A 25,187-nucleotide genomic window follows, 5' to 3' on the forward strand; every position below is an offset into this window, starting at 1 on the left:
TGGCCTTTGATGGAGAGTTTGATCCTGGCTCAGGACGAACGCTGGCGGCGTGCTTAACACATGCAAGTCGAGCGGAAAGGCCCCTTCGGGGGTACTCGAGCGGCGAACGGGTGAGTAACACGTGAGCAACCTGCCCTCGACTCTGGGATAAGCCTGGGAAACCGGGTCTAATACCGGATATGACCCGTCATCGCATGATGTGCGGGTGGAAAGTTCCCCTTTTTGGGGTTCGGTCGGGGATGGGCTCGCGGCCTATCAGCTTGTTGGTGGGGTAACGGCCTACCAAGGCGACGACGGGTAGCCGGCCTGAGAGGGCGACCGGCCACACTGGGACTGAGACACGGCCCAGACTCCTACGGGAGGCAGCAGTGGGGAATATTGCGCAATGGGCGGAAGCCTGACGCAGCGACGCCGCGTGAGGGATGAAGGCCTTCGGGTTGTAAACCTCTTTCAGCACCGACGAATTCGGACGGTAGGTGCAGAAGAAGCGCCGGCTAACTACGTGCCAGCAGCCGCGGTAATACGTAGGGCGCGAGCGTTGTCCGGAATTATTGGGCGTAAAGAGCTCGTAGGCGGCTTGTCGCGTCTGCCGTGAAAGCCCACGGCTTAACCGTGGGTCTGCGGTGGATACGGGCAGGCTAGAGGCAGGTAGGGGAGCATGGAATTCCCGGTGTAGCGGTGAAATGCGCAGATATCGGGAGGAACACCGGTGGCGAAGGCGGTGCTCTGGGCCTGTCCTGACGCTGAGGAGCGAAAGCGTGGGGAGCGAACAGGATTAGATACCCTGGTAGTCCACGCCGTAAACGTTGGGCGCTAGGTGTGGGGTTCTTCCACGGGCTCCGCGCCGTAGCTAACGCATTAAGCGCCCCGCCTGGGGAGTACGGCCGCAAGGCTAAAACTCAAAGGAATTGACGGGGGCCCGCACAAGCGGCGGAGCATGTTGCTTAATTCGACGCAACGCGAAGAACCTTACCAGGGCTTGACATCACCCGAAAACCTGCAGAGATGTGGGGTCCCTTCGGGGGCGGGTGACAGGTGGTGCATGGCTGTCGTCAGCTCGTGTCGTGAGATGTTGGGTTAAGTCCCGCAACGAGCGCAACCCTCGTCCCATGTTGCCAGCGGGTTATGCCGGGGACTCATGGGAGACCGCCGGGGTCAACTCGGAGGAAGGTGGGGACGACGTCAAGTCATCATGCCCCTTATGTCCTGGGCTGCAAACATGCTACAATGGCCGGTACAGAGGGCTGCGATACCGTGAGGTGGAGCGAATCCCTAAAAGCCGGTCTCAGTTCGGATCGAAGTCTGCAACTCGACTTCGTGAAGTCGGAGTCGCTAGTAATCGCAGATCAGCAACGCTGCGGTGAATACGTTCCCGGGCCTTGTACACACCGCCCGTCACGTCACGAAAGTCGGCAACACCCGAAGCCCGTGGCCTAACCCTTGTGGGGGGGAGCGGTCGAAGGTGGGGCCGGCGATTGGGACGAAGTCGTAACAAGGTAGCCGTACCGGAAGGTGCGGCTGGATCACCTCCTTTCTAAGGAGCACCTCTGGCCCTCTGGCATCTGTGGAGCATCCGTCGTGTGGTGGGTGCTGGGTGTCGGTGGGGTCCAGCGGCCGGTCTTGCACAGCCGTGTGTGTTGTGGGACCGNCGATCCCCCTTAGACGCTGTCTGCTCTCGTAGTGAGGGTGGGTGGTGTTGGTGAAAGGGGGTGTGGGCCGGTCTTGCACAGCCGTGTGTGTTGTGGGACCGGGGCTCGCAGAATCGTGGAGCACTGGCTAGTCAGCCCGCCGGATCATTGACCCGGTCAGTACTACCCGTCTCGTGAGCAGTGTGTTCGCGGGTGGGGTGTGGAACCTCCGGTGTTCGGTGGTTGGTGGGTTGGGCGCACTGTTGGGTCCTGAGGGAACGGGCTCCGTGTTGGGGGTGTGTTCCTGGCCAGGGCCATGACCCGCCCTAGCGTGGGGTTGGGGTTGGGTGTGGTTGTTGGTTGTTTTTTGTGAACTGCATAGTGGGTGCGAGCATCATCTGAGTTTTGCCGTGGGTCGNNNTCCGTGTTGGGGGTGTGTTCCTGGCCAGGGCCATGACCCTGCCCCGTGTGTAGCGCGGCTGTGTGGGTTGTGCTGTGGGGTTGGGTGTGGTTGTTGGTTGTTTTTTGTGAACTGCATAGTGGGTGCGAGCATCATCCGAGTTTTGCCGTGGGTCGGTAAGTTGGTGAGGGCACACGGTGGATGCCTTGGCATCGGGAGCCGATGAAGGACGTGGGAGCCTGCGATAAGCCTCGGGGAGCCGGCAACCAGGCTGTGATCCGGGGATGTCCGAATGGGGTAACCTGGCACCTGTCATGGGGTGTCGCCGCCGTCTGAATGTATAGGGCGGTTGGTGGGAACGCGGGGAAGTGAAACATCTCAGTACCCGCAGGAAGAGAAAACAAGATGTGATTCCGTGAGTAGTGGTGAGCGAAAGCGGAGGAGCCTAAACCGTATGCGTGTGATACCCGGCGGGGGTTGCGTGTGCGGGGTTGTGGGAGCGTCCTGGCTGGGTCCGCCGGCCTGGCGGGGAGTGATAAACCGCTTGCGTAGCCGAATGGTCTGGAAAGGCCGACCGTAGACGGTGATAGTCCGGTAGGTGAAACGTGGGCGGCTCTCTTGGGCGTTTCCCGAGTAGCACGGGGCCCGTGGAATCCCGTGTGAATCTGCCACGACCACGTGGTAAGGCTGAATACTCCCCGATGACCGATAGTGGACCAGTACCGTGAGGGAAAGGTGAAAAGTGCCCCGGTGAGGGGTTGTGAAAGAGTACCTGAAACCGTGTGCCTACAAGCCGTCAGAGCCGTTGGCCCTATCCGTCTTGGGTGGGGTTGGTGATGGCGTGCCTTTTGAAGAATGAGCCTGCGAGTTACGGTGTGTGGCGAGGTTAACCCGTGGTGGGGTAGCCGTAGCGAAAGCGAGTCTGAAGAGGGCGTTGGAGTCGCATGCTGTAGACCCGAAGCGGGGTGATCTAGCCATGGGCAGGGTGAAGCGCCGGTAAGACGGTGTGGAGGCCCGAACCCACCAGGGTTGAAAACCTGGGGGATGACCTGTGGTTAGGGGTGAAAGGCCAATCAAACTCCGTGATAGCTGGTTCTCCCCGAAATGCATTTAGGTGCAGCGTCGCGTGGTGCTTGCCGGAGGTAGAGCTACTGGATGGCCGATGGGCCCGACAAGGTTACTGACGTCAGCCAAACTCCGAATGCCGGTAAGTTGAGCGCGGCAGTGAGACCGCGGGGGATAAGCTTCGTGGTCGAGAGGGAAACAGCCCAGATCATCGGCTAAGGCCCCTAAGTGTGTGCTAAGTGGTAAAGGATGTGGAGTTGCTGTGACAGCCAGGAGGTTGGCTTAGAAGCAGCCATCCTTGAAAGAGTGCGTAATAGCTCACTGGTCGAGTGATTCCGCGCCGACAATGTAGCGGGGCTTAAGCACGCCGCCGAAGCCGTGGCATCCCAGCTGTGTGCTGGGGTGGGTAGGGGAGCGTCCTGTACCTGGTGAAGCTGCCGNGTTCTGCTCCCTCCTTGTGAGGGGGTGGGACGGGTAGGGGAGCGTCCTGTACCTGGTGAAGCTGCCGAGTGATCGTGTGGTGGAGGGTGCAGGAGTGAGAATGCAGGCATGAGTAGCGATTTCACACGTGGGAAACGTGTGCGCCGATTGACCAAGGGTTCCTGGGGCAGGCTGATCCGCCCAGGGTAAGTCGGGACCTAAGGCGAGGCCGTGAGGCGTAGTCGATGGACAACGGGTTGATATTCCCGTACCCGCTGGCACGCGCCCATACCGAACCTTCTGATGCTAACCACCCGAACCACCTCCTGCTCCTTTGGGGTGGGGGTTTGTGGGGAGGCTGGGGCCCGAGGGGGTAGTAGGTAAGCGATGGGGTGACGCAGGAGGGTAGCTCAGCCCAGGCGGTGGTTGTCCTGGGGTAAGCATGTGGCCCGCGTGGTAGGTAAATCCGCCGCGCATGCAGGGTGAGGTGCGATGCCGAGCCGTTTTAGGCGAAGTGAGTGATCCCATGCTGCCGAGAAAAGCCTCTAGCGAGTGTGTCGGCGGCCCGTACCCTAAACCGACTCAGGTGGTCAGGTAGAGTATACCGAGGCGATCGGGTGAACTGTGGTTAAGGAACTCGGCAAATTGCCCCCGTAACTTCGGGAGAAGGGGGGCCCTGTCTGGTGAACCCGCGTGCCGGGGGAGCTGGGTGGGGTCGCAGTGGCCAGGGGGAAGCGACTGTTTACTAAAAACACAGGTCCGTGCGAAGTCGTAAGACGCTGTATACGGACTGACGCCTGCCCGGTGCCGGAACGTTAAGAGGACCGCTTAACCCCTCTTCGGGGGGGTGAAGGTGAGAATCTAAGCGCCGGTAAACGGCGGTGGTAACTATAACCATCCTAAGGTAGCGAAATTCCTTGTCGGGTAAGTTCCGACCTGCACGAATGGCGTAACGACTTCCCCGCTGTCTCAACCACAGGCCCGGCGAAATTGCAGTACGAGTAAAGATGCTCGTTTCGCGCAGCAGGACGGAAAGACCCCGGGACCTTCACTACAGCTTGGTATTGGCGCGCGGAGCGGCTTGTGTAGGATAGGTGGGAGACTGTGAAGCCTGGACGCTAGTTCGGGTGGAGTCGTTGGTGAAATACCACTCTGGTCGTTTCGAGCGTCTAACCCGCGCCCGTGGATCCGGGTGGGGGACAGTGCCTGGTGGGTAGTTTAACTGGGGCGGTTGCCTCCTAAAGGGTAACGGAGGCGCCCAAAGGTTCCCTCAGCCTGGTTGGTTATCAGGTGGTGAGTGCAAGGGCACAAGGGAGCTTGACTGTGAGACAGACGTGTCGAGCAGGTGCGAAAGCAGGGCCTAGTGATCCGGCATCTCCGTGTGGAAGGGGTGTCGCTCAACGGCTAAAAGGTACCCCGGGGATAACAGGCTGATCCTCCCCAAGAGTCCATATCGACGGGAGGGTTTGGCACCTCGATGTCGGCTCGTCGCATCCTGGGGCTGGAGTAGGTCCCAAGGGTTGGGCTGTTCGCCCATTAAAGCGGCACGCGAGCTGGGTTTAGAACGTCGCGAGACAGTTCGGTCCCTATCCGCTGTGCGCGTAGGAGACTTGAGAGGGGCTGTCCCTAGTACGAGAGGACCGGGACGGACGAACCTCTGGTGTGCCAGTTGTCCCGCCAGGGGCATGGCTGGTTGGCTACGTTCGGTGGGGATAACCGCTGAAAGCATCTAAGCGGGAAGCCTTCCTCGAGATGAGGTCTCCCTCCACGTTGTGTGGGTAAGGCCCCCAGGAGACGACTGGGTTGATAGGCCGGTCATGGAAGCATCGTGAGGTGTGGAGTGGACCGGTACTAATAGGCCGAGTGGCTTACCATATCCCATGGTGTCCTTCCCTTTTGGGGTGGGGTGGGTGGTGTTCGCATCCCTGTGCGGTTCACAGGAAACAAACAACGATCCTTGTGGTTCTGGGTTGTTGATAGGTGAATAAGGTTTCCCCGGCCACGCGCGTGTGTGTGGTTGTTGGGGTGTAGGTGTTCCGGTGGTCATGGCGGAGGGGAAACACCCGGTCTCATTCCGAACCCGGTAGTTAAGCCCTCCAGCGCCGATGGTACTGCATGGGAGACTGTGTGGGAGAGTAGGACGCCGCCGGGACTTCAACGTCAAAGGGGAGGGGTGGAACGGCCTTGGGGTTGTTCCGCCCCCCCTTTCTTTTTGTTTTTTGTGTGTGGCCCGATGGGCCGGTGGGGAGAGCGGGGGTTCTCTCCGCTGGTTCGTCGGGTCTTTTTCATGGCCGCAGGTCCGGACGGGAGGGCGACACGAAACGCGGACGTCGTGACGCGGAGGGGAATCGGGCTGAGGGCTTCTTCCCGCTGTCTGGCTCGGTGATTGGCGAGTGAGCCGGGCACGCGTGCACGTGTCGGCGGGGCCTGTGGCGGGCCGGTCAGATCTCCTCGCCGGCCAGGACGGCTTCGGCGTCGGTGATGCGGTAGGCGTAGCCCTGCTCGGCGAGGAAACGCTGACGGTGGGCGGCGTACTCCTGGTCGATGGTGTCGCGGGCGACGACGGCGTAGAAGCGGGCCCTTCGGCCGGAGGACTTGGGGCGCAGGATGCGTCCCAACCGTTGGGCCTCCTCCTGGCGGGAGCCGTAGGCCCCGGAGACTTGGATGGCGACGCTGGCCTCCGGGAGGTCGATGGAGAAGTTGGCGACCTTGGAGACCACGAGGGTGGACAGTTCGCCGGCACGGAACGCGTCGAAGAGGCGTTCGCGCTCCCGGATACGGGTGTCGCCCTTGATGACGGGGGCGTCGAGGAGCTGCGACAGTTCGTCCAGCTGGTCGATGTACTGGCCGATGACCAGGATCTGTTCGCCGCGGTGGCGTTCGACCAGCGCTTTGATGACCCGGGTCTTGGTCTCGGTGGTGGCGCAGAAGCGGTAACGGTCCTCCGGCTCGGCCGTGGCGTACGCCAGGCGTTCGGAGTCGGTCAGGGTGACGCGGACCTCGACGCAGTCGGCGGGGGCGATCCAGCCCTGGTTCTCCATCTCCTTCCAGGGGGCGTCGTACCGCTTGGGGCCGATCAGGGAGAACACATCGTCCTCGCGCCCGTCCTCGCGGACCAGCGTGGCGGTCAGGCCGAGACGACGGCGGGCCTGGATGTCGGCGGTCATCCGGAAGATGGGCGCGGGCAGCAGGTGCACCTCGTCGTAGATCACCAGGCCCCAGTCGCGGGCGTCGAACAGCTCCAGGTGCGGATAGACGCCCTTCCGGCGGGTGGTCATGATCTGGTAGGTGGCGATCGTGATCGGGCGGATCTCCTTGCGGGCGCCGCTGTACTCGCCGATCTCGTCCTCGGTGAGGGAGGTGCGGCGCAGCAGCTCCTGCTTCCACTGATGGGCGGAGACGGTGTTGGTGACCAGGATCAGCGTGGTCGCCTTGGCGTGCGCCATCGCGGCGGCCCCGACGACGGTCTTGCCCGCGCCGCAGGGCAGCACCACCACTCCTGAACCGCCGTGCCAGAACGCCTCGACGGCCTCCCGCTGGTAGGAGCGCAACGCCCAGCCGTCCTCGACCAGCTCGATCGGGTGCGCCTCGCCGTCGACATAGCCGGCCAGGTCCTCGGCGGGCCAGCCGAGCTTGAGCAGCGCCTGCTTGAGGGTGCCGCGCTCGCTGGGGTGGACGATCACGGTGTCCTCGTCGACCCGGGCGCCGATCATGCCCTTGACCTTCTTGGAGCGCAGCACCTCCTCCAGCACCGAGCGGTCCGAGGAGGTCAGCACCAGGCCGTGCGCCGGGTGCTTCTCCAGTCGCAGCCGGCCGTACCGGGCCATGGTGTCGGCCACGTCGACCAGCAGGGCGTGCGGCACCGGGTAGCGGGAGTACTTCAGCAGGGCGTCGACGACCTGCTCGGCGTCGTGCCCGGCCGCCCGCGCGTTCCACAGGGCCAGGGGGCTGATCCGATAGGTGTGGATGTGCTCGGGGGCGCGTTCCAGCTCGGCGAACGGGGCGATGGCCTGCCGGCATTCGTCGGCCAGCTCATGGTCGACTTCGAGCAGCAGCGTCTTGTCGGACTGGACGATGAGCGGACCGTCGGTCACGGGCAACCTCGCTGGTCGGTACGGCGGGAGGGGCGGGGCCGGCGGGCGGCGCCGGAACACCCAGTCTGCAACAGCACCGGTCGTGCTCGTCTTCCCTTCGCCGCCTTCACCAGGGCGTTCTTGCGGCGGGACACGGGCGGCGGGCGCTGGGCGGGCCGCAGTCCGTGTCCCGGTCGGCCGGCGCGGCCAGCGGCCCGGTCGTCTCTCTCGGGGCCGGCGGGCAGCGCGGCACGTCGGCGGTCCCGGCCCACGGGACGCGTTCGGCGGCTCGGCCGGTGGTTCTTCCGAGGCCGCCGGGGCGGCGGCCGGTCGTCCTCTCGGAATTGCGGGGCGACTTGGAGTTGCGGGGCTACGGTGCGTCTGCGGTCCCGGCGCCGCGAGGATGCCCCGCGGCGTCCGGCGGGGCCCGTCCCGGTGAGGACGCCGGGCGATGGGAAGGGGGCGAGGCCCAAGGGGCCGCGTCGGCCTCGCCGCACAGTGCCCGGACCAGGGGGCGTCCGGGCGCTGGGAGTCGCGTTCTCCTCTGGATGCCGGATGTGCGCGTCCCGGCGGAGCGGAGGGCGGGCCCTCCGCTCCGCCGGGACGGGACCGGGCCGACTGCGCGGTCAGGAGGTGGAGGAGGGGAGTTCCTTGAGCATCTCGCGGAGGCGCTTGCGGTCGGTCTTGAAGACGCGGGTGACGGGGACGGAGTCCACGATGTGGACCTCGCGGGGGTACTTGATCTTGCCGACGCGCCGGCGGGTCCACTCGATGAGCTCCTCCGGAGTGGCCTTGGCGTCGGGGACGAGGGAGACGAAGGCGACGACCTCCTCGCCGAGCTTGGGGTCGGGGCGGCCGACGACGCCCGCCATGGTGACCTCGGGGTGCTCGGCGAGGGCGTCCTCCACATCGCGGGGGAAGACGTTGAAGCCGCCCCGGATGATGAGGTCCTTCTTGCGGTCGACGATGTAGAGGAAGCCGTCCTCGTCCAGGTGGCCGATGTCGCCGGAGCGCAGTTCGCCGTTCGACAGGGCGGCGGCGGTGGCCTCCTCGGCGTGCCAGTAGCCCTGCATCAGGGAGGGCGCGGAGATGCAGATCTCGCCGTCCTCGCCGGGCGGCAGGGCGCGGCCCTCCTCGTCGCGGATGGTCACGGTGTAACCGGGCAGGGGCTTGCCGACGCTGCCGACACGGCGGTCGCCCGGACGGTTGACGGCGGTGGTGGCGCAGGTCTCGGTCATGCCGTAGCCCTCGAGGATCTGGACGCCGGGCACCCGCCGTTCGAACTCCTCCAGCGCTTCACGGGCCAGCGGGGCGGCGCCGGAGACCACGTACTTCAGGTCCGGCAGCGGGGTGCGGCCGAACTCGGGCTCGGCGAGCAGCATGTGGATCATCGCCGGGACCAGCGGGCAGCGCTGGATGCGGTGCTCGGCGGCCAGCCTGATCCACTCCTTGGCGTCGAACCAGCGCATCAGCACCGCGACGTTCGGCTCGTCGGCGTGCATCCCGACGAGGGTGGTCAGCAGGCCGAACGAGTGCGACAGCGGCAGGGGGATCAGCGCCCGGGTCAGGCCCGGCACTCTCCCGGCCTGCTGGGAGGACTGGGACGCCTGGTACAGGCCCGCGTGGGTGAGCACGACGCCTTTGGCCCGGCCGGTGGTACCGCCGGTGTACATTAGGGCGGCCATGTCGTCCTCGGCGCGGTCCACCAGCGGCAGCTCGTCGGCCTTCTCCAGGTCGGAGTAGGGGATCGTGCCCTCGGGGGCGTCGCCGGCCACCACGATCGGCAGGTCCAGGCCGTCGGCGGCGAACTGAACGGTCGGCAGCACCTCGTTGGTGGTGATGATCAGCCGGGCGCCGCTGTCGAGGAGGATGTGCCGCAGCTCCTCGTGGGAGACCAGGAACACCACCGGGGTGATGGCCGCGCCCGCCCGCCACAGGGCCTGGTAGGTGATGCCGACCTCGGGGCAGTTGGCCATCATCACGACCACCCGGTCGCCGGGGCGCACGCCCAGCTCGACCAGCCCTCCGGCCACTCGGCGGGCGCGCTCGGCCAGTTCCCGGCTGCGGTACCAGCGGCCCTCGAAGAACAATGACTCGTAGTCGTCGAACCGCTCCCAGGCCTGTTCGGCGAGCCTGCCGAGAGTGCGCTCCATATCGCTGCCCCTTTCGTCTGGAGTGCTCGGAGAAAGCCGATCGCGTGAGGCTCGTCACGTCAATGGGATCGGCGCCCAACTCCTCGGCCCGGATATTGGGCGGCGTCACCAGCGCGTCCCGGCCGGTCACCGGCCGGGGGCGCGGCCGGGGCGGCTCGGCGCCCGTTCCGCGGGCCGGCGGTGGGGCGCATGCGCGGTGGACGCGGGGATGCGCGAGGCGATGGATGCGCGGATGCGTGCGGCGGCCGTGGGCGGGGTCTCGCCCGCTGCGGGGCGGGCTCCGTGAGGCGCCGGTGCGGGGTTCGCCGACGATGCGAGGGGTGGAAAAGGCGGCGCCCCGTGCTTTGGAGCACGGGGCGCCGTGCGGGGTCAGAACGGCCAGTCGGCCGCCTGACCGCGTTCGATGAGGGGGATCATCGCGAACGCGGCGTCCGACAGGCCGCCGAAGGTGTGCCGGGTGCCGGTTCCGGACGGGCCGTGGCCCGCCCGGTATCCGGCCAGGTTCCAGGTGTAGACCGGGACGCGGTCCGGCACGGCGCGGGTGGGGTCCGCACCGTTGGGACCTCCCCAGACCTGCTCGTCGGTGACGATGATCACCCGGTCGTGGCGGTGGTAGTGCGCCCGGACCGCGGCGGCGGTGTTGGTGCCGCCCAGTTCGCCGAACCGCTCGATCACCGACAGCACGGACTCGCCGCGGCGGAACCGCACCCTGCGGTGGTCGGTGCCGAACTCCACCAGGTCGGCCTGCTCGGCGCGCAGCGCCAGCGCGGTGCCGAACAGCGCGGCGGCGTCGGCCTGGGTGAGCTTGCTGTGCCGGGACATCGGCCAGAACATCGACCCGGACCGGTCCACCAGCACCAGCGTCCGTCCCGGCAGCCGGGGCACGTTCGCCAGCGACGCGTCCAGCGCCCGCTGCAGCGGCCACGCCCAGCGCAGCGACGGCGCCTCCCGGTAGGCCGCCAGGAACCGCATCGGAAGCACCCGGGAGCGGCGCACGCTCTTGGCGTCGCTCAGCCGGGCGGCGACCTGCTCGGCCGCCCGGTCGCTGATGCCGGCCCGGTCGAAGTTGCGCAGGTTCCGGATCAGCGCGAGCAGGCCCATGCTCGGGATGATCGCCTCCCAGAACCGGGCGGTCAGCGGACCCTGCAGCCAGCCGGCCAGCGACTCCCAGGTCATCCCGGCGGCCTTGAGGATCTGCGGGGCGTCCGGGCGGTCCAGCAGCGCACGCCGCTCGTCCTTCGGCAGCGCCAGCAGCTCGGCCCGGGCCCGCAGCACCTCCAGCGAGGCGGGGATCTCCTGGTCGCGGCCGTGCCGGCGGTCGATGGCGTGCCGGAACAGGTCGCCCTGCCGCGGGGTGACCGGTGCCGGGTGGGTCAGTTCCACCACGTCGCCGAACCGGAACGCGCCGGTGTCGTACTTGATCAGCGAACGCTCGTCGTAGAGCCGGCGGACCGCGTCGGCGACGCCGCGCTTGACCGGCTGCGGCAGCGCCCGGCCGTAGCGGGCGTGCCAGTAGGCGAGCAGTTCACCGGGTTCGTCGGCGCGGCCCAGCGCCACATCGATCAGGCGCCGGTTGTCGCCGTGGAGCGAGGCGTCCAGGCGCGCCCGGACGCCTTCGGCCGCGGCCACCACGCTCGCCGAGCGCATCCCGACCTCGTTGCGCAGCCAGCCGACCATGCGGGTGAGCCAGTCGATGTCCTGCACCGCCACCTCGCCGACCAGGATGCGGAACCGGGTGTCCCGGTCCTCGGCGCCCTCATAGAAGGTGTGCTCGCCGACCATGTTCGCGACCGCGAGCAGGAACAGCTTGCTCTTGGTGTCGCGGTCGTAGCCCGGCGCTCCCTCGTAGGTGCAGGCGGTGGGGCGGCTGGTGGTCTTGACGGGGCTGAGCGCGCCCTTGGCGCGTGCACGGTTGAACTTCGCCATCTGCCCTCCAGGGCTTGGCCTCCCGAGAACAAAGGCGCCCGAAGGCTTCAACCCACCGAAAGGTGAACTGTTGGGGATTCGTGAGGGGCGAGCGAAGTAGCTTCGGGCTTCGCACCGGGAGGGGAAGGTCGAAAGGGGGGGCGCCCGAGAACAAAGACGGCGGTGGTGTTGCTCTGCCAGACTGAGCTACCGCTCAATTTTGAGCGGACAGGATTTGAACCTGCGACCCTTCCTGAAAGGAAGTAACCACTGCCTTCGCATCGGGCGCCCCGGTCCGGCGGGTTCCCGAGGACAAGGGCGGCCGTGGTGTTCAGTTCATTGCTCTGCCTGCTTGAGCTACCGGCCCGAGGGCCGGGCGGGATTCGAACCCGCAGCCCATGAATCCATGAAGTAACCACGACCTGCGCACCGGGAACCCGGAAGAACAGGGGCCGGGTCGGGGGCGGCCGGGGCCGCGCTTCTTCGGGGAGTGCGCGCCCCTACCGGCGCCCCGGCGCCGGATCGCCGATGTCCGAATGTCGTCGCGTGAGCGAGGGAACGGACCGGCCGGGCTTGCCGGACGCGCCCATGAGCGGTCGCGGTTCATTCACCGGCATCGTGTCCTCCCTTCTGCCGTCGTCGCGGGACGGCCTCTACGATGCCGCAGTCCGGAAAGCGAACGCAACGGAATTTATTCGGCCGGATCGACGTCGGCGACGCCGGTGATGCGGTGCAGGGCGAAACGCTGCACGGCGGCCCTGGTCGCGTCATATCCGGTGAGGAATCCGCCGTCCACGCGGACCGGTTCGACGATCCTGCTGGAGGCCCGGCCCTGCTGGTCGAGGTAGCCGATCCACACCCGCGTGCCGCGTTCCACCGCCTCCCGCAGCTTGTGCACGGTGGCCATGGACGGGCCGCGGGGGACGTCGGCGGGCGGCGTCCCGTCCGGTCCGGCCGCCGCGCCCTGCCGGGCCGCCAGGTCGCCGGCCCGCAGCGCGCGGACCGCGGCGGCGATCACCGCGGGGTCGCGGTCGTCGTCGGTGGAGGCGGTGGCGGCGGGCAGGGGCGGCGTCTCGGCGCGGTGCGCGTCCGGCCGGGTGATCACGACGCCGCCGGCGGGGGACTCGGCGACCGGGGCGAGCCCGAGCCCGCGCAGCTCCTCCAGCAGGCGGCCGCTGTCCAGCGGGGAGGCCAGCACGGTCGGGGCCAGCCGGTGCAGCGGCAGGGCGGCGGCGCGCCGGTCGGCCAGCAGCTCCTCCAGCACCGCCGGGTCGTCGCTGCGCACGTAGGAGGTCATGGAGCCGACCCGGACGTGCCCGTGCCGCCGCGCCACGTCCTCGATCAGGTAGGTCAGCGGCTGCGGCAGCGGGGTGGCCGAGTGCCGGGCGAGCAGGTCGGTCAGCTCATCGGCGGTGCGGCCCGCGTCCAGCGCCCGGCGGATCGACTCGGGGGTGAAGCGGTAGACGGTGGCGCCGCCGGTGGACTCCACGTCGGCGACCAGCGCCAGCTCGCGGGCCAGCTCGGGGGTCGGCGGGCCGGGCGCGACGGCGGTCAGGTCGGCCTGGATCAGCACCCGGTCGACGGGCGTGGGCAGGTGGGCGGCCAGCGCCGCCGCCACCGCGGCGGCGTCCGCGCCGTCCAGCAGGTCGCGGGCGTAGGGGGCGAGCACGCCGAGCCCGGTGACCCCCAGCAGCTCGGCCTCGCGCAGCGTCCAGCCCACCAGCCGGTCGCGCAGCGCGCTTCGGCGGCGGGGCCGTCGCCAGGCCAGCCGGGCGCGGATCGCGTCGGCGTCCAGCGGCCCGCCGGCGTCGGCCAGCTCCCGCAGCGCGGCCAGCCGGATCTGCGGGGCGGAGCCGTGCACCGGTTCCGCCCCGAGCGCGTTGATCACCCGGCCCCGGTCGTCGCGTTCGGCGGCCAGGCCCGCCACCCGGTCGGTGCGCAGCCAGGCGGCGGCCAGCTCGGTCCAGCGTTCGGCGGTCTCCCGCAGCCGCCACAGGTCGTAGGCGCGGGTGGGCAGCCACTCGCCGTCCAGGGCGTCGGAGCGGGCCAGCAGTCCCGCCGCGTGCGCCGTCTCGATCAGCGCGGCGGCCTGCCATTCGGGCACCTCCAGCCGGGCGGCGGCGGCGCGCAGGTCCCGCATCCCCAGGCCTCCGCTGCGCAGCACCGCCGGCGGCTCCACCCCCCACCACTCCAGCAGGTCCTCCACCAGCCGCACGGCGGTCAGCGCCTGTCCGGCGGCGGTGCGGACGACCAGTTCCGGGTTGCGCGGGGCGGGCGGGTCGGCGGCCGGCGGGCGGGCGGTGACGTCCCGCAGCAGCCGTCCGCCGCGCAGGTGCAGGGCCACTTCACGGGGCAGGACGACGGTCCGGTCGTCGGCGGCGGCCAGCAGGCCGCGCGCCAGCAGCCGTTCGACGGGGGTCCGGGCGGTGGCGAGACGCACCGTCCGCCGCGCCTCGGCCACCCGGCCCACCGGAGGCCCCCAGGCCAGGTGCTCCAGCGCGGCCCGGGCCTCGGGGCCGGCGTCCTCGATCAGGTCGGCGGGGTCGGCCAGGCGGGCGGTCAGCCGCTCGATCAGGCGGTCCGGGTCGGAGGCGCCGCGCGGCTCGGCTCCCTCCAGGTCGGTGAGCAGGACGACCAGCCGTTCGGCCGGGTAGGTCGCGAAGAGCTCGGCGGCCGGCGGCCCCAGGCCCGCCGGGTGGGGGAGGCTCTGCCGCAGGCCGGGGGCGCCGCGCAGCCCGTCGGGCTCGGTCTCCCAGATCAGTCCGTGGGTCCGCAGCAGGGCGAGCGCCGCGTCGACGTCGTCGGCGGTGGCGTCGGTGTCGGCGGTCACCGCGTCCGCCACGTCCTGCCGGGACACCGGCGGGAGCAGGGCCAGCACGGTCTCCAGCACCGCCAGGGCGAACCGGTCCAGCCGATCCAGGGCGCGCGCCACCGAGGCGGGCGCGGCGGCCCGCGCGCTCAGCGCGGTCAGGTCGGCCGGAACGGGCGTGATCAGTTCCGGCCGAGCGGACAGCAGAGCGCGCAGCTCCTCGTCGTCGCGTGCGCGCAGCCAGTCGGCGTAACCGTCCATCCCCTCCCACGGTAGTGCGCCCTGCGGGCGCCGCCGAGGGAACGGTCAGGCGGGGCTGTGCTGGGGGGAGGGGACGAGACCGAGAGCGAGGCGGACCCAGGCGTCGACGAAGCGGGCCTCGTCGACGCGGGAGGGGGATTCGTACAGCGACTCGTTGGCGAGCCAGTAGTTGACCACCGCGCCGCCGAGCACGGTGGCGACGGCCTGCCAGTCCTCGTCGGCGCCCGCGTACTCGGGCTGGGTCGACAGCCAGGTGGCGATGCTGTCGTACAGGGGGTTGACCAGGCCGTCGCGCATCTCGGCGACCAGGCCGGGGAACTGGTCCAGGTCGCGGAACAGCACCCGGATCAGGTCCTGCTCCTCGCGCATCTTGGCCAGGCCGGCCTTGCAGGCCATCCGCAGGCGGACCTCCAGCGGGCGGTCCTGGAACTCCTCGGCGATCTCCAGCACGTTGGAGATCTGGTCCTTGGTGCGGGCGATGTGCTCGCGGACGGCCGCGGCCAGCACCTCCTCCTTGGACCGGAAGTGCCGGTACAGCCCGCCCGCTCCCGGGGACAGCCCGGCGGCGGCTTCTATCTCGGCAACGGAGGTGGCGGCGTAGCCCCGGTCGGCGAACAACCGGAGCGACTCGGCCACGATCCGCTCGCGTGTCGATGTCGTCATGTCTGTGCCCTCCGCCAGAACAGTAGGGCATCCGCGGGGCGGGCGCCCGCGCCGCCCGTCCCGACGTGACCGAAACGGTGATCGGGCACTGCACCGATACCGGGGCCACTAGGCTTCCGGAACATGCCGCGGCGTGGCGGCCGGAGCAATCGGCTTGGGGAACTTGATGGAAGGGGTCGGTCAGGTGGCCTTCCTGCCCGAGGACTTCGACGTGCCCACGCTGGTCGCCGGGCAACGGTTCCGCATCCGCCCGATCACGGTGAACGACGTGGTCAAGGACTACGACGCGGTGATGAGCAGCCGGGAGCTGCTGTGGGAGCGCTTCGGCGAGCGGTGGCGCTGGCCCGCCCCGGACCTGACGTACGAGCAGGCGCTGGTGGACCTGGGCTGGCTGCAGAAGGAGGGGCAGCTGCGCCGGTCGTTCACCTATGCGGTGATGACCTGCGATGAGGAGCGGCTGCTGGGGCGGGTGCACATCCTGCCGCCGGGACCGGGGGTGCAGGCCGACGCCGGGGTGGTCTGGTGGGTCCGCGCCGACCAGGTGGGCACCGAGGTGGAGCGGGAGCTGGCCGAGTTCGTCCGCGAGTGGACCACGGTGACCTGGCCGTTCAAGACGGTGTGCGAGCCGGGGGTGGACGTCTCCTGGCAGGAGTGGGACGCGCGCTGAGCCGATCCGGCGCCGGGGATCCGGTGGAACGAGGGTGATTGGCCGGTTACGGGGCGGGTATAGATACCGACACGAAACCATGGTTTCGGACGGAACATTTAGTTCCGGCGCGTCGCACCGAACTCCCGCGCCCTCCTCACTCGGATCCCGTCGCATCGCCACTACCGGGAGGGCGCGGGGCGACGCTTACCCTGTGCGGGTGCTGGAACCGGACTCTCCCCTCACCGACTCCCCCCTCACCGTGGGCTTCGACCTCGACCTGACGCTGGCCGACACCCGGCAGGGGATCGGCGACGTCTACCGGGCGCTGTCGGCCCGGACCGGGGTGCCCATCGACGTGGACGAGGTGCTCACCCGGCTCGGCGTGCCGCTGGAGCACGAGCTGGCGCACTGGTTCCCCGCCGAGCGCGTCCCGGAGATGGCCGCCCGCTACCGCGCCCTGTACGGGGACATCGCGGTGCCCGCCAGCGCCCTGATGCCGGGGGCGATCGAGGCGGTCGAGGCGGTGCGCTCCGCCGGCGGCCGGGCGATCGTGGTCACGGCCAAGAACCAGCGGCACGCCGACGCCACCGTCGAGCGGCTGGGACTGCCGCTGGACGCGGTGGTCGGCGGGCTGTTCGGCGCCGGCAAGGCCGCCGCGCTGCGCGAGCACGGCGCACGGATCTATGTGGGGGACCACATCGCCGACCTGGACGCCGCCCGCGCGGCCGCCGCGCTCGGCGTCGCGGTCGCCACCGGGCCGTTCGAGGCGGCCGAGCTGCGCGCCCACGGCGCGGACGTGGTGCTGCCCGATCTGCGGGCCTTCCCGGAGTGGCTGGCGGGCCACCGGGCCGCGTCCCGGCGGTCATGACGCGGTTCACCCGTTTGCGGCGGGGCGGATAGGCTTGAGCCAATTCGTAGCGAGAGCTGGATGAGGTCACCTGTGCCCACTGGCAAGGTCAAGTGGTACGACGCCGACAAGGGATTCGGCTTCCTCACCCGTGACGACGGCAGTGAGGTCTTCGTGCACTCCTCGGCGTTGCCGAACGGCGTGACGTCGCTGAAGTCCGGCCAGCGCGTCGAGTTCGGCGTGGTCGAGGGCAGGCGAGGTCGACAGGCGCTCTCGGTGCGTCTGCTGGAGACCCCGCCGTCGGTGGAGAAGGCGGTGGCCAAGGCCCGGCGCAAGAAGCCGGACGAGATGGTGCCGATCATCGAGGATCTGATCAAGCTCCTCGACGGCATCTCCAACACCTACCGGCGCGGCAAGTACCCGACGCCCGCCGAGGGCAAGAAGATCGCCACCGTGCTGCGCGCGGTCGCCGACGACCTGCATCCCTGACCGCGCACCGTCGTCACACGGGTTCCCGGTGGGGCTCGGGCGGCCGCCCGGCCATCGCGGACCGACGCCGCCCGGCCCGCCGCGCCCGTCCGGTCAGCAGCCACGTCAGCGCCAGGGCCAGCGCCGCGGCGGCGCCGCCGAGCGCCACCGGGCCGTCGGCCACGATCGAGGTGCCCAGCCCGGCCAGCCCGCCGAGCACCCACACCAGCTGATGCAGGGTCTCGGACACGGCGAAGGTGGACGAGCGGACCTCCTCGCCGATCTCCCGCTGCACCACCGCGTCCATCGACAGCTTGCCCAGCGACTGGCCGAGCCCCCCGACGAACGCCACCGCCAACGCCGCCCACAGCCCGAAGAGCACCGCGCACACCGCCGTCGCCGCCGTCGCCAGCGTCAGCGTGCCGAACACGATGAGGTGCGGCGCACGGGCCCTCGCCCACGCGCCCAGCGCGGTCCCGGCCAGCCCGCCCGCCCCCGCGAACGCCGCCAGCAGCCCCAGCGCCACCGTGTGCGACACCGGCTCGAACCGCTTCTCCCGCAGCAGGAACGCCAGGTACAGCACCAGGAAGCCCGACAGCGCCCGCAGCGCGGCGTTCGCCTGCATCGCCTCGGCCACCACCGGCCCCACCCGCGGCAGCGTCCGCCAGCGCCGCGCCTGGCCCGGCGGGGCGTTCCGCGCGCCCGCGTCGGGGACGTCCACGTGCGCGGGGAGCCGCAGCGCCAGCGCCGCCCCCAGCACGAACACCGCCATCGCGATCCGCAGCAGCCAGTCCGTCCCGATCAGCGCCGCCAGCCCCACCCCGACCGGGGCGACGACCGATGCGGCGATCAGGCCGGCGAACGAGGCCCGCGCGTTCGCCGTCACCAGCGTGATCTGCTCCGGCAGCACCCGCGGGGTGACCGCGCTGCGCAGCACCCCGAACGCCTTGGACAGCACCAGAACCCCGAACGCCGCCGGCAGCAGCGTCACCTCGTCCCGGTGCAGCACCGCCCCGGCCATGCCCCAGCACAGCAGCCCGCGCGCCAGCAGCGTGGTGGCGATGGCGAAGCGGCGGGCGTGCCGCACCCGGTCCAGCGCCGGCCCGATCAGCGGGGCCACCAGCGCGAACGGGGCCATGGTGACCAGCAGGTACAGCGCCACCTGACCGCGCGCCTGGGTGACGTCCAGCCCGAAGAACAACGTCCCGGCCAGCGCCACGGCGACCAGCGCGTCACCGGCGCTGTGGACCGCGGTGGTCTCGATCAGCCTGCCCAGCCCGCTGCGATCGGCGCCGTGGGCGTGGGTCAGCCGGCGGATCGCACCGCCGATCCGGCGGCCGCCGGCGCCGGCCGCTCGCACGGCGCCCACCAGGCCCGAGCGCAACCCCATGCTCCTCAGTCTCCCCGAACACCTGCGATGCGTACCGTGGTCCACATGGCCGTTCCCCGGCCTGCCCATACCGGTTGATGGGAGAGAATCGAAAGGTGAGCCCACAGCGTCAGCCGAGATCCGCCGCGTCCGGCGCCGGGCGACCGCGCCGGACCCGACCCCCCGCCATCGACGCCGCCTGCGCGGACGCCGTGGACCTTGCCCGTCAGGCCGCCGAGGAAACCGCCGCGCCGCATCCGGTGGGCGAGCATCTGGGGATGGAGCCGGAGGCCGAGCGAGTGCTCACCCACTACTTCGCCTGCCTGGATCCGGCCTACCGGGGCTGGCGGTGGGCGGTCACCGTGGCCCGCGCCGCCCGCGCCAAGGTCGTGACGGTCAGCGAATGCGTGCTGCTGCCCGGCGAGGGCGCGCTGATGCCGCCGCCGTGGGTGCCGTGGATCGAACGGCTGCGCCCTGGCGACCTGGGGCCCGGCGACCTGCTGCCCACCCCGCCCGACGATCCGCGGCTCGCGCCCGGCTACACCGACACCTCCGACCAGGCCGAACGGCAGGTGCAGTGGGAGCTGGGGCTGGGCCGGGTCCGCGTGCTGTCGGCTCAGGGCCGCGCCGAGGCGGCCGCCCGCTGGTACGAGGGCGCCGCCGGGCCGCGCACCCCCATCGCCGCCTCCGCGCCCGACCAGTGCTCCACCTGCGGCTTCTATCTGCCGCTGGCGGGCGAGCTGCGGCAGTTGTTCGGCGTGTGCGCCAACGAGTACGCGCCCGACGACGGCCGGGTGGTGTCGGCCGACCACGGCTGCGGGGCGCACTCGGAGGCGGTGACGACGCCCTCCGGCGCGGAGGTCCCGCCGCCGATCGTGGACGAGATGGGCTACGACCTGGTGCCGGTCTCGCCCTCCTCCGACGAGGAGGCCCTCGGCCATAGCTGAGATGATCTCCGACCCGTACGGGACGGCCGAGATCCGGCGGCGGGTGCTGGCCGCCTGGACGCAGTCCCCGGCCCGGTTCCGGGAGGACGCCAACGCCGAGGAGGACTACGCCCTCGGCGGCTACCGGGACCGGGTCGTCATCGAGCTGGCGCAGAACGCCGCCGACGCGGCGCTGCGCGCGGGCGTGCCCGGCCGGCTGCGGCTGCGGCTGGCCGACGGGGTGCTGACCGCCGCCAACACCGGGGCGCCGCTGGACGCCGCCGGGGTGGAGGCGCTGTCCACGCTGCGCGCCTCGGCCAAGCGCGACGAGCCGGCCGCGGCCGGGCGGTTCGGCGTCGGGTTCTCCGCGGTGGCGGCGGTCACCGACGAACCCGCCGTGCTGACCGCCGACGGGACGGCGGGGGTGCGCTGGTCCGCCCGCCGCACCCGGGAGCTGGTCGCGGCGATCCCGGAACTGGCCGAGGAGCTGAAACGCCGTGACGGGCAGGTTCCGGTGCTGCGGCTGCCGTTCCCGGCTCGCGCCGAGGAGACCGAGCCGGGGTTCGACACGGTGGTGCGGCTGCCGCTGCGCGACGCCGCCGCCCGGGAGCTGGTCCGGCGACAGCTCGCCGACGTGGGACCGGCGCTGATGCTGGCGCTGCCCGGCCTGCAGGCGGTGGAGATCGACCTCGACGGCGAGGTCCGCACGATCACCGCCGAGCACCGTGCGGACGGGACCGTGCTGATCGACGGGACCTGCTGGCGCACCGTCACCGCCGAGGGGGCCCTCGATCCGGAGCTGCTGGCCGACCGCCCCGCCGAGGAACGTCTCCGCCCCCTCTGGCGGATCCGCTGGGCGGTGCCCGCCGAGGCGCCCGCCTGGGGCGCGCCGGACCTGCCGGAGGGCGTTCCGGCGGTGCTGCACGCCCCCACGCCCAGCGACGAGCGACTGGAGATCCCCGCGCTGCTGATCGCGACGTTCCCGCTGGCCCCCGACCGGCGGCACGTCGCCCCGGGGCCGCTGACCGACTTCCTGGTCGAACGGGCCGCCGACGCCTATGTGGAGCTGCTGCGCGCCCTCCCCCCGACCCCGCGGCTGCTGTCGCTGGTCCCGCGCGGGCTGCCGGGCGGCGCGCTGGACGCGCGGCTGCGCCGGGCGATCGAACGGCGGCTGCCGGAGGCCCCGCTGCTGCCGTCGGGCGACGCGGAGGGCGCCCGGACCCGGGGCCGCGACGCGGTCGCCGTGGACGGCGGCCCGCCGCTGCTGGACCTGCTCGCCGAGGTGCTGCCGGGCCTGCTGCCCGCCGGGTGGCCCGCCGACCATCCGGCGCTGGCGACGTTGGGCGTGCGGCGGCTGCCGCTGGCCGACGTGATCGACCTGCTGTCGGCGCTGGAGCGGGAGCCGGACTGGTGGCGGCGGCTGTATGAGGCGCTGGCGGGCGGCGCCTCCGACCCGGACTCCTTGAGGGCGCTGCCGGTGCCGCTGGCCGACGGGCGCACCGTGCGCGGCCCGCGCGGCCTGCTGATCGCCGGGGCGGGGCTGGACCCGCGGGCGCTGGAGCCGCTGGGGCTGCGGTTCGTCCACCCGCGGGCGGCGCATCCGCTGCTGCTGCGGCTGGGGGCGGTGGAGGCCGGGCCGCGGGAGGTGCTGGCCGACCCGGCGGTGCGGGCGGCGGTCGAGGGCTCGCTGGACGCCGAGGACCCCGACGCGATCGCCGAGGCCGTGCTGGGCCTGGTCGCCGCCGCGAACCCGGAGCCCGGCGAGGAGCCCTGGCTGGCGGAGCTGGCGCTGCCCGGCGAGGACGGCGATCTCTACCCGGCCGGGGAGCTGTTGCTGCCCGGCGGCCCGCTGCGCGACGTCGTCGCCCCCGACGCCCCGTTCGGAGTGGTCGCCGCCGAGCTGGTGGAGCGCTGGGGCGGGGAGGTGCTGGAGGCCGTCGGCGTGCTGCGGAGCTTCGCGCTGCTCCGCGCCGAGGACGTCGATCTGGTGGCCGAGGCCGACGACCCGACGCTGGACCTGGACGGGGCGGAGCGGTGGGCCGAGGACGTGCTGGCCCGCCTGGGGGAGCAGGAGCTGCCGCCGCTGCTGCCGGAGCTGGTGGCCGTCCGCGACCTGGAGCTGGTCGAGGACTGGGAGGCGGTGCTGCGGCTGCTGGCCGAGCCGCCGCTGCGGCGGGCGGTGGTGGACCCGGCGCACGTGGTGCTGGGGGACGGCCGCCGGGTGCAGGTGCCCTCCTACACCGCCTGGTGGCTGCGGCGGCACCCGGTGCTGGACGGTCGCCGCCCCGCCGATCTGCGCACCGCCGACGCCGAGGAGCTGGCCGGGCTGTACGACGCGGCGCCCGAGGGGCTGGATCCGGTGCTGGCGCGGGCGCTGGGGGTCCGCCGGTCGGTGACCGAGCTGCTGGCCGAGCCCGACGGCCCGGCCGAGCTGCTGGACCGGCTCGCCGACCCCGCCCGCGAGGTGTCCCGGCCGCTGCTGCGCCGGCTGTGGGCGGCGCTGGCCGAGCGCCTCGCCGCCGGCGACGACCTCCCCGACCCGCCCGAGCGGGTCCGCGCCCTGGTCGAGGGGGTGCCGGAGGTCGTTCCGGCCGAGGACGCCCTCGTGCTCGATGTGCCCGCCGTGCTGCCGCTGATCGCCGACCAGCCGCTGGTGATCACCGCCTATGACCGGGCCGTCGCCCTGGCCGAGGCGCTGGAGCTGGCCCTGGCGAGCGAGGAGGTCGTGGGGGAGGTCGGGTCCGCCGGAACGGTGCGTCCGGTGCCCCCGGCCGCCCTGGAGGTCCTGCCGGACGCGCCCCGGGAGTATCTGGCCCACGAGAGGCTGATCGTCGACGGGCGGGCGGTGTCCTGGTGGTACGAGGAGGAGACCGGCGAGGCGCACGCCTGCGACGCGGCCGGGCTGGCCCGCGCCCTGGCCTGGGCGGCCGGCCGCTGGTCGGATCGGCTGCTGGTGGAGGCGGTCCTGCGCGACCCGCGGGCGGCGGCGGTGACGCTGGCCGAACGCGACCTGGAGCCCTGACGCGCCCCCGGCCCGACGGCCGGAGCGCCGCGGACGGACCCGGCGGCGCGGGCGCGGGTCAGCCGCGCGGCCGGTGCTCCTCGGCGGCGGAGCGTCGGCGGACGGCCTCGTCGGTGTCGGGGCGGGGACCGGGGAGCCCTTCCCGGGAGGCGGCGCGGGCGGCGCGGCGGAGCTGGGCGGCGCGGGCGCGGTGCAGGCGCGGCAGGTACCAGTAGCCGAAGAGGCCGCAGGCGATGCCGCAGACGCACACCCACAGCCACCAGCGGGCGTCCTCGGGAAGACCGATGATCAGCAGCACCACCAGGGCGACGGCCCAGGCGACAGTGCCTGCGGCCGCGACCAGTCGGTCATCGGTCCGCAGGGGCGGAGGGTCCGGACGCCGTGGGCTCCTCATGGCTTCAGGCTATCGAGCGGCCCCGCCCGGTCCCGGATGGGACCATGGTCCTTCAGCGCGACGTGAACTGGGAGGAAACCGAAGTCGGCGCCGATGCGACGGCGGCCGCGGGAATGAACGCGGACCGTAGATTGTTAGCAAAGGCAATGACTTCTGCGAACGACCATGAACAAGTCACAGCATCCGCGCCCCGCGGCGCCGCCGGGGCGCCGTCCGGCGCTGGCCGAAGAGCTGCGCATCGCCGTCGCGCGGCTGTCGCGCCGGCTGCGGTCGGTGAGCGCCGCCGGGCAGGTCGGTCCCGACGAGCCGCCCCGGCCGACGTTGTCCCAGCTCAGCGTGCTGGCGGCCCTGGAGCGGCACCGTGCGATGACCCCGCGGGAGCTGGCCGACCACGAAAAGGTGCAGCCGCCCTCGATGACCCGCGTCGTCGCCGCCCTGGAGGAGCAGGGCCTGGTGGCGCGCTCCCCGCATCCGACCGACGGGCGCCAGGTGGTGCTGCGGTTGACGGAGCGGGGCACGACGCTGCTGGCCGAGGAACGCCGCCGCAAGGAGGCGTGGCTGTCGCAGCGCCTGCGGGAGCTGACCCCGGAGGAACGGGAGATCCTGCGGAAGGCGGCGCCGATCCTGGACCGGCTGAGCAAGTCCTGACGGGCCCGTCCGACGACCCCTCCGAACCGGAGGAGGCGCAGGACCGGCCGGGCGGGATGTTCCGCTCGCTGCGCATCCGCAACTTCCGGCTGTTCGCGGCCGGGCAGGTGGTCTCCAACACCGGCACCTGGATGCAGCGGGTGGCCCAGGACTGGCTGGTGCTGGAGCTGACCCGCGGCTCGGGCACCGCGCTCGGCATCACCACCGGCCTGCAGTTCCTGCCGCTGCTGCTGTTCGGGCTGTGGGGCGGGGTGCTGGCCGACCGGTACCCCAAGCGGCGCATCCTGCTGGCCACCCAGTCCGCGATGGGCCTGCTGGCGCTGGTGCTCGGGGTGCTGGCGCTCACCGGGACCGCCCGGGTGTGGCACGTGTACGCGCTGGCGTTCGGCCTGGGCATGGCCACCGTGATCGACAACCCGGCCCGCCAGTCGTTCGTGATCGAGATGGTGGGGCGACGGGACCTGCCCAACGCGATCGCCCTCAACAGCGCCAGCTTCAACGGCGCCCGGGTGCTGGGGCCGGCGGTGGCCGGACTGCTGATCGCCGCGGTCGGCACCGGGCCGGTGTTCCTGATCAACGCCGTCTCCTTCGGCGCGGTGATGCTCGGGCTGATGGCCATGCGGCGGTCGGAGCTGCATCCGGCCGAGACGGTGCCCCGCGCCAAGGGCCAGCTCCGCGAGGGCCTGCGCTATGTGCGCGGACGCCGGGACCTGCTGGTGGTGCTCGCGCTGGTGGGGTTCGTGGCCACCTTCGGCATGAACTTCCAGACCACGATGGCGCTGGTGGTCAAGGAGGTGTTCGGCATCGGGGCCTCCTCCTTCGGGCTGGCCTCGACGATGCTGGCGGTCGGCGCGGTCACCGGGGCGCTGCTGGCCGCCCGTCGCAGCCGGCCCCGGATGCGGCTGCTGCTGTCGGCGGCGCTGCTGTTCGGGCTGCTGGAGATCGCCGTCGGGCTGATGCCCGCCTACTGGTCGTTCCTGGCGCTGCTGGTGCCCACCGGCGTGGCGATGATGACGTTCACCACCGCGGCCAACGCCACCATGCAGCTGAACGTGGCGCCGGAGATGCGCGGCCGGGTGATGGGCCTGTACATGTTCGTCTTCCTGGGCACCAACCCGCTGGGCGCCCCGCTGGCCGGCTGGGCCGCCGAGCACTTCGGCCCGCGCGCCAGCATCGTCGGCGGCGGCGTCATCGCCGCCGCGGCCGCGCTGGCGATGACCGCGCTGGCCGTCCCGCGCGGCGAGCTGCGGCGGACGCTGCGGAACGCGGTGGGGGACGCGCTGGGGAACGGGGCGCCGCGCGGCGTCCGGCTCTCCCCGCGGAAGGGGTGACGGGGCGGCCGGCGCGCCGCCGCGTTCCGTCGGCGACCGGACGACGCCGCCGACCAGGGGCGGCGCGGGCCGCGGGAACCAACCCGCCCGGCGCCCCGTTGGTGGGATGAACGGGCGAGCGGTTCGATCCCCCGGTGGGACACCGCCGACGACGGG

General features: G+C 71.3%; 14 protein-coding genes and 3 rRNA genes. 10 read left to right on the forward strand and 7 right to left on the reverse strand.

All coding sequences use genetic code 11. The annotated features are described in order from the left end of the window. The first annotated feature begins 6 nt into the window (after positions 1-6). The 3 genes from EIO00_RS17435 to rrf all read left to right on the forward strand — a co-directional run bounded on the left by EIO00_RS17435 (position 7) and on the right by rrf (position 5,665). A 16S ribosomal RNA gene (locus EIO00_RS17435) occupies positions 7-1,534 on the forward strand. Between the two features lie 668 nt (positions 1,535-2,202). Beyond that, positions 2,203-5,389, forward strand: a 23S ribosomal RNA gene (locus tag EIO00_RS17440). Positions 5,390-5,548: 159 nt separating this feature from the next. Further along, a 5S ribosomal RNA gene (gene rrf, locus EIO00_RS17445) occupies positions 5,549-5,665 on the forward strand. Together the 16S, 23S and 5S rRNA genes form the textbook arrangement of a ribosomal RNA operon. 289 nt (positions 5,666-5,954) lie before the next feature. Here rrf and EIO00_RS17450 read toward each other — a convergent pair. The 5 genes from EIO00_RS17450 to EIO00_RS17470 form a co-directional block, all read right to left on the reverse strand. Continuing rightward, on the reverse strand, positions 5,955-7,607 hold the full coding sequence (locus tag EIO00_RS17450; RefSeq protein WP_140180296.1) for a DNA repair helicase XPB: 1,653 nt from the start codon (positions 7,605-7,607) through the stop codon (positions 5,955-5,957). A 605-nt stretch (positions 7,608-8,212) separates the two neighbouring features. Then, complete coding sequence (locus tag EIO00_RS17455; protein WP_140180298.1) at positions 8,213-9,739, reverse strand: class I adenylate-forming enzyme family protein; 1,527 nt, start codon at positions 9,737-9,739, stop codon at positions 8,213-8,215. Positions 9,740-10,108: 369 nt separating this feature from the next. Continuing rightward, on the reverse strand, positions 10,109-11,665 hold the full coding sequence (locus EIO00_RS17460) for a TROVE domain-containing protein (RefSeq protein ID WP_140180300.1): 1,557 nt from the start codon (positions 11,663-11,665) through the stop codon (positions 10,109-10,111). 670 nt (positions 11,666-12,335) lie between these two features. Next, positions 12,336-14,714 carry a helicase-associated domain-containing protein gene (locus EIO00_RS17465; RefSeq protein ID WP_140180302.1) on the reverse strand — a complete coding sequence of 793 codons (2,379 nt, stop codon included), beginning with the start codon at positions 14,712-14,714 and terminating at the stop codon, positions 12,336-12,338. Positions 14,715-14,759: 45 nt separating this feature from the next. After that, a complete protein-coding gene (locus tag EIO00_RS17470; RefSeq protein ID WP_140180304.1) occupies positions 14,760-15,377 on the reverse strand; it encodes a TetR/AcrR family transcriptional regulator in 618 nt (205 codons plus the stop codon). Between the two features lie 166 nt (positions 15,378-15,543). Here EIO00_RS17470 and EIO00_RS17475 point away from each other — a divergent pair, with 166 nt between their 5' ends. The 3 genes from EIO00_RS17475 (at position 15,544) to EIO00_RS25660 (ending at position 17,362) form a co-directional block, all read left to right on the forward strand. Continuing rightward, on the forward strand, positions 15,544-16,044 hold the full coding sequence (locus EIO00_RS17475) for a GNAT family N-acetyltransferase (protein WP_140180306.1): 501 nt from the start codon (positions 15,544-15,546) through the stop codon (positions 16,042-16,044). Between the two features lie 199 nt (positions 16,045-16,243). Next, the gene (locus tag EIO00_RS17480; RefSeq protein ID WP_241661428.1) at positions 16,244-16,894 is read left to right on the forward strand and encodes an HAD family hydrolase; all 651 of its coding nucleotides are present in this window, start codon (positions 16,244-16,246) and stop codon (positions 16,892-16,894) included. Positions 16,895-16,966: 72 nt separating this feature from the next. Continuing rightward, positions 16,967-17,362, forward strand: coding sequence for a cold-shock protein (locus EIO00_RS25660; protein WP_140180310.1), 396 nt, complete (start codon positions 16,967-16,969; stop codon positions 17,360-17,362). Positions 17,363-17,375: 13 nt separating this feature from the next. On the opposite strand, the gene EIO00_RS17490 is transcribed toward EIO00_RS25660, so the two are convergent. Beyond that, positions 17,376-18,731, reverse strand: a complete 1,356-nt coding sequence (locus EIO00_RS17490) for an MFS transporter (RefSeq protein ID WP_140180312.1) — start codon at positions 18,729-18,731, stop codon at positions 17,376-17,378. 191 nt (positions 18,732-18,922) lie between these two features. On the opposite strand from EIO00_RS17490, the gene EIO00_RS17495 reads away from it, so the two are divergent. After that, positions 18,923-19,657, forward strand: a complete 735-nt coding sequence (locus EIO00_RS17495; RefSeq protein WP_241661429.1) for a DUF3027 domain-containing protein — start codon at positions 18,923-18,925, stop codon at positions 19,655-19,657. A gap of 1 nt (position 19,658) precedes the next feature. Then, a complete protein-coding gene (locus EIO00_RS17500; protein ID WP_140180316.1) occupies positions 19,659-22,658 on the forward strand; it encodes a sacsin N-terminal ATP-binding-like domain-containing protein in 3,000 nt (999 codons plus the stop codon). 58 nt (positions 22,659-22,716) lie between these two features. Here the strand turns inward: EIO00_RS17500 and EIO00_RS17505 are convergent, their stop codons facing one another. Continuing rightward, complete coding sequence (locus EIO00_RS17505; protein WP_140180318.1) at positions 22,717-23,052, reverse strand: DUF2530 domain-containing protein; 336 nt, start codon at positions 23,050-23,052, stop codon at positions 22,717-22,719. A gap of 165 nt (positions 23,053-23,217) precedes the next feature. Here EIO00_RS17505 and EIO00_RS17510 point away from each other — a divergent pair, with 165 nt between their 5' ends. Then, complete coding sequence (locus EIO00_RS17510) at positions 23,218-23,700, forward strand: MarR family winged helix-turn-helix transcriptional regulator (protein WP_140180320.1); 483 nt, start codon at positions 23,218-23,220, stop codon at positions 23,698-23,700. Between the two features lie 56 nt (positions 23,701-23,756). After that, positions 23,757-25,031: an MFS transporter gene (locus tag EIO00_RS17515; protein ID WP_140180322.1), complete on the forward strand. Its 1,275-nt coding sequence runs from the start codon at positions 23,757-23,759 to the stop codon at positions 25,029-25,031. The last annotated feature ends 156 nt before the right edge of the window (positions 25,032-25,187 follow it).

Origin of the sequence: Thermomonospora catenispora, assembly GCF_006363815.1 — a bacterium.
Lineage (GTDB): Bacteria > Actinomycetota > Actinomycetes > Streptosporangiales > Streptosporangiaceae > Thermomonospora > Thermomonospora catenispora.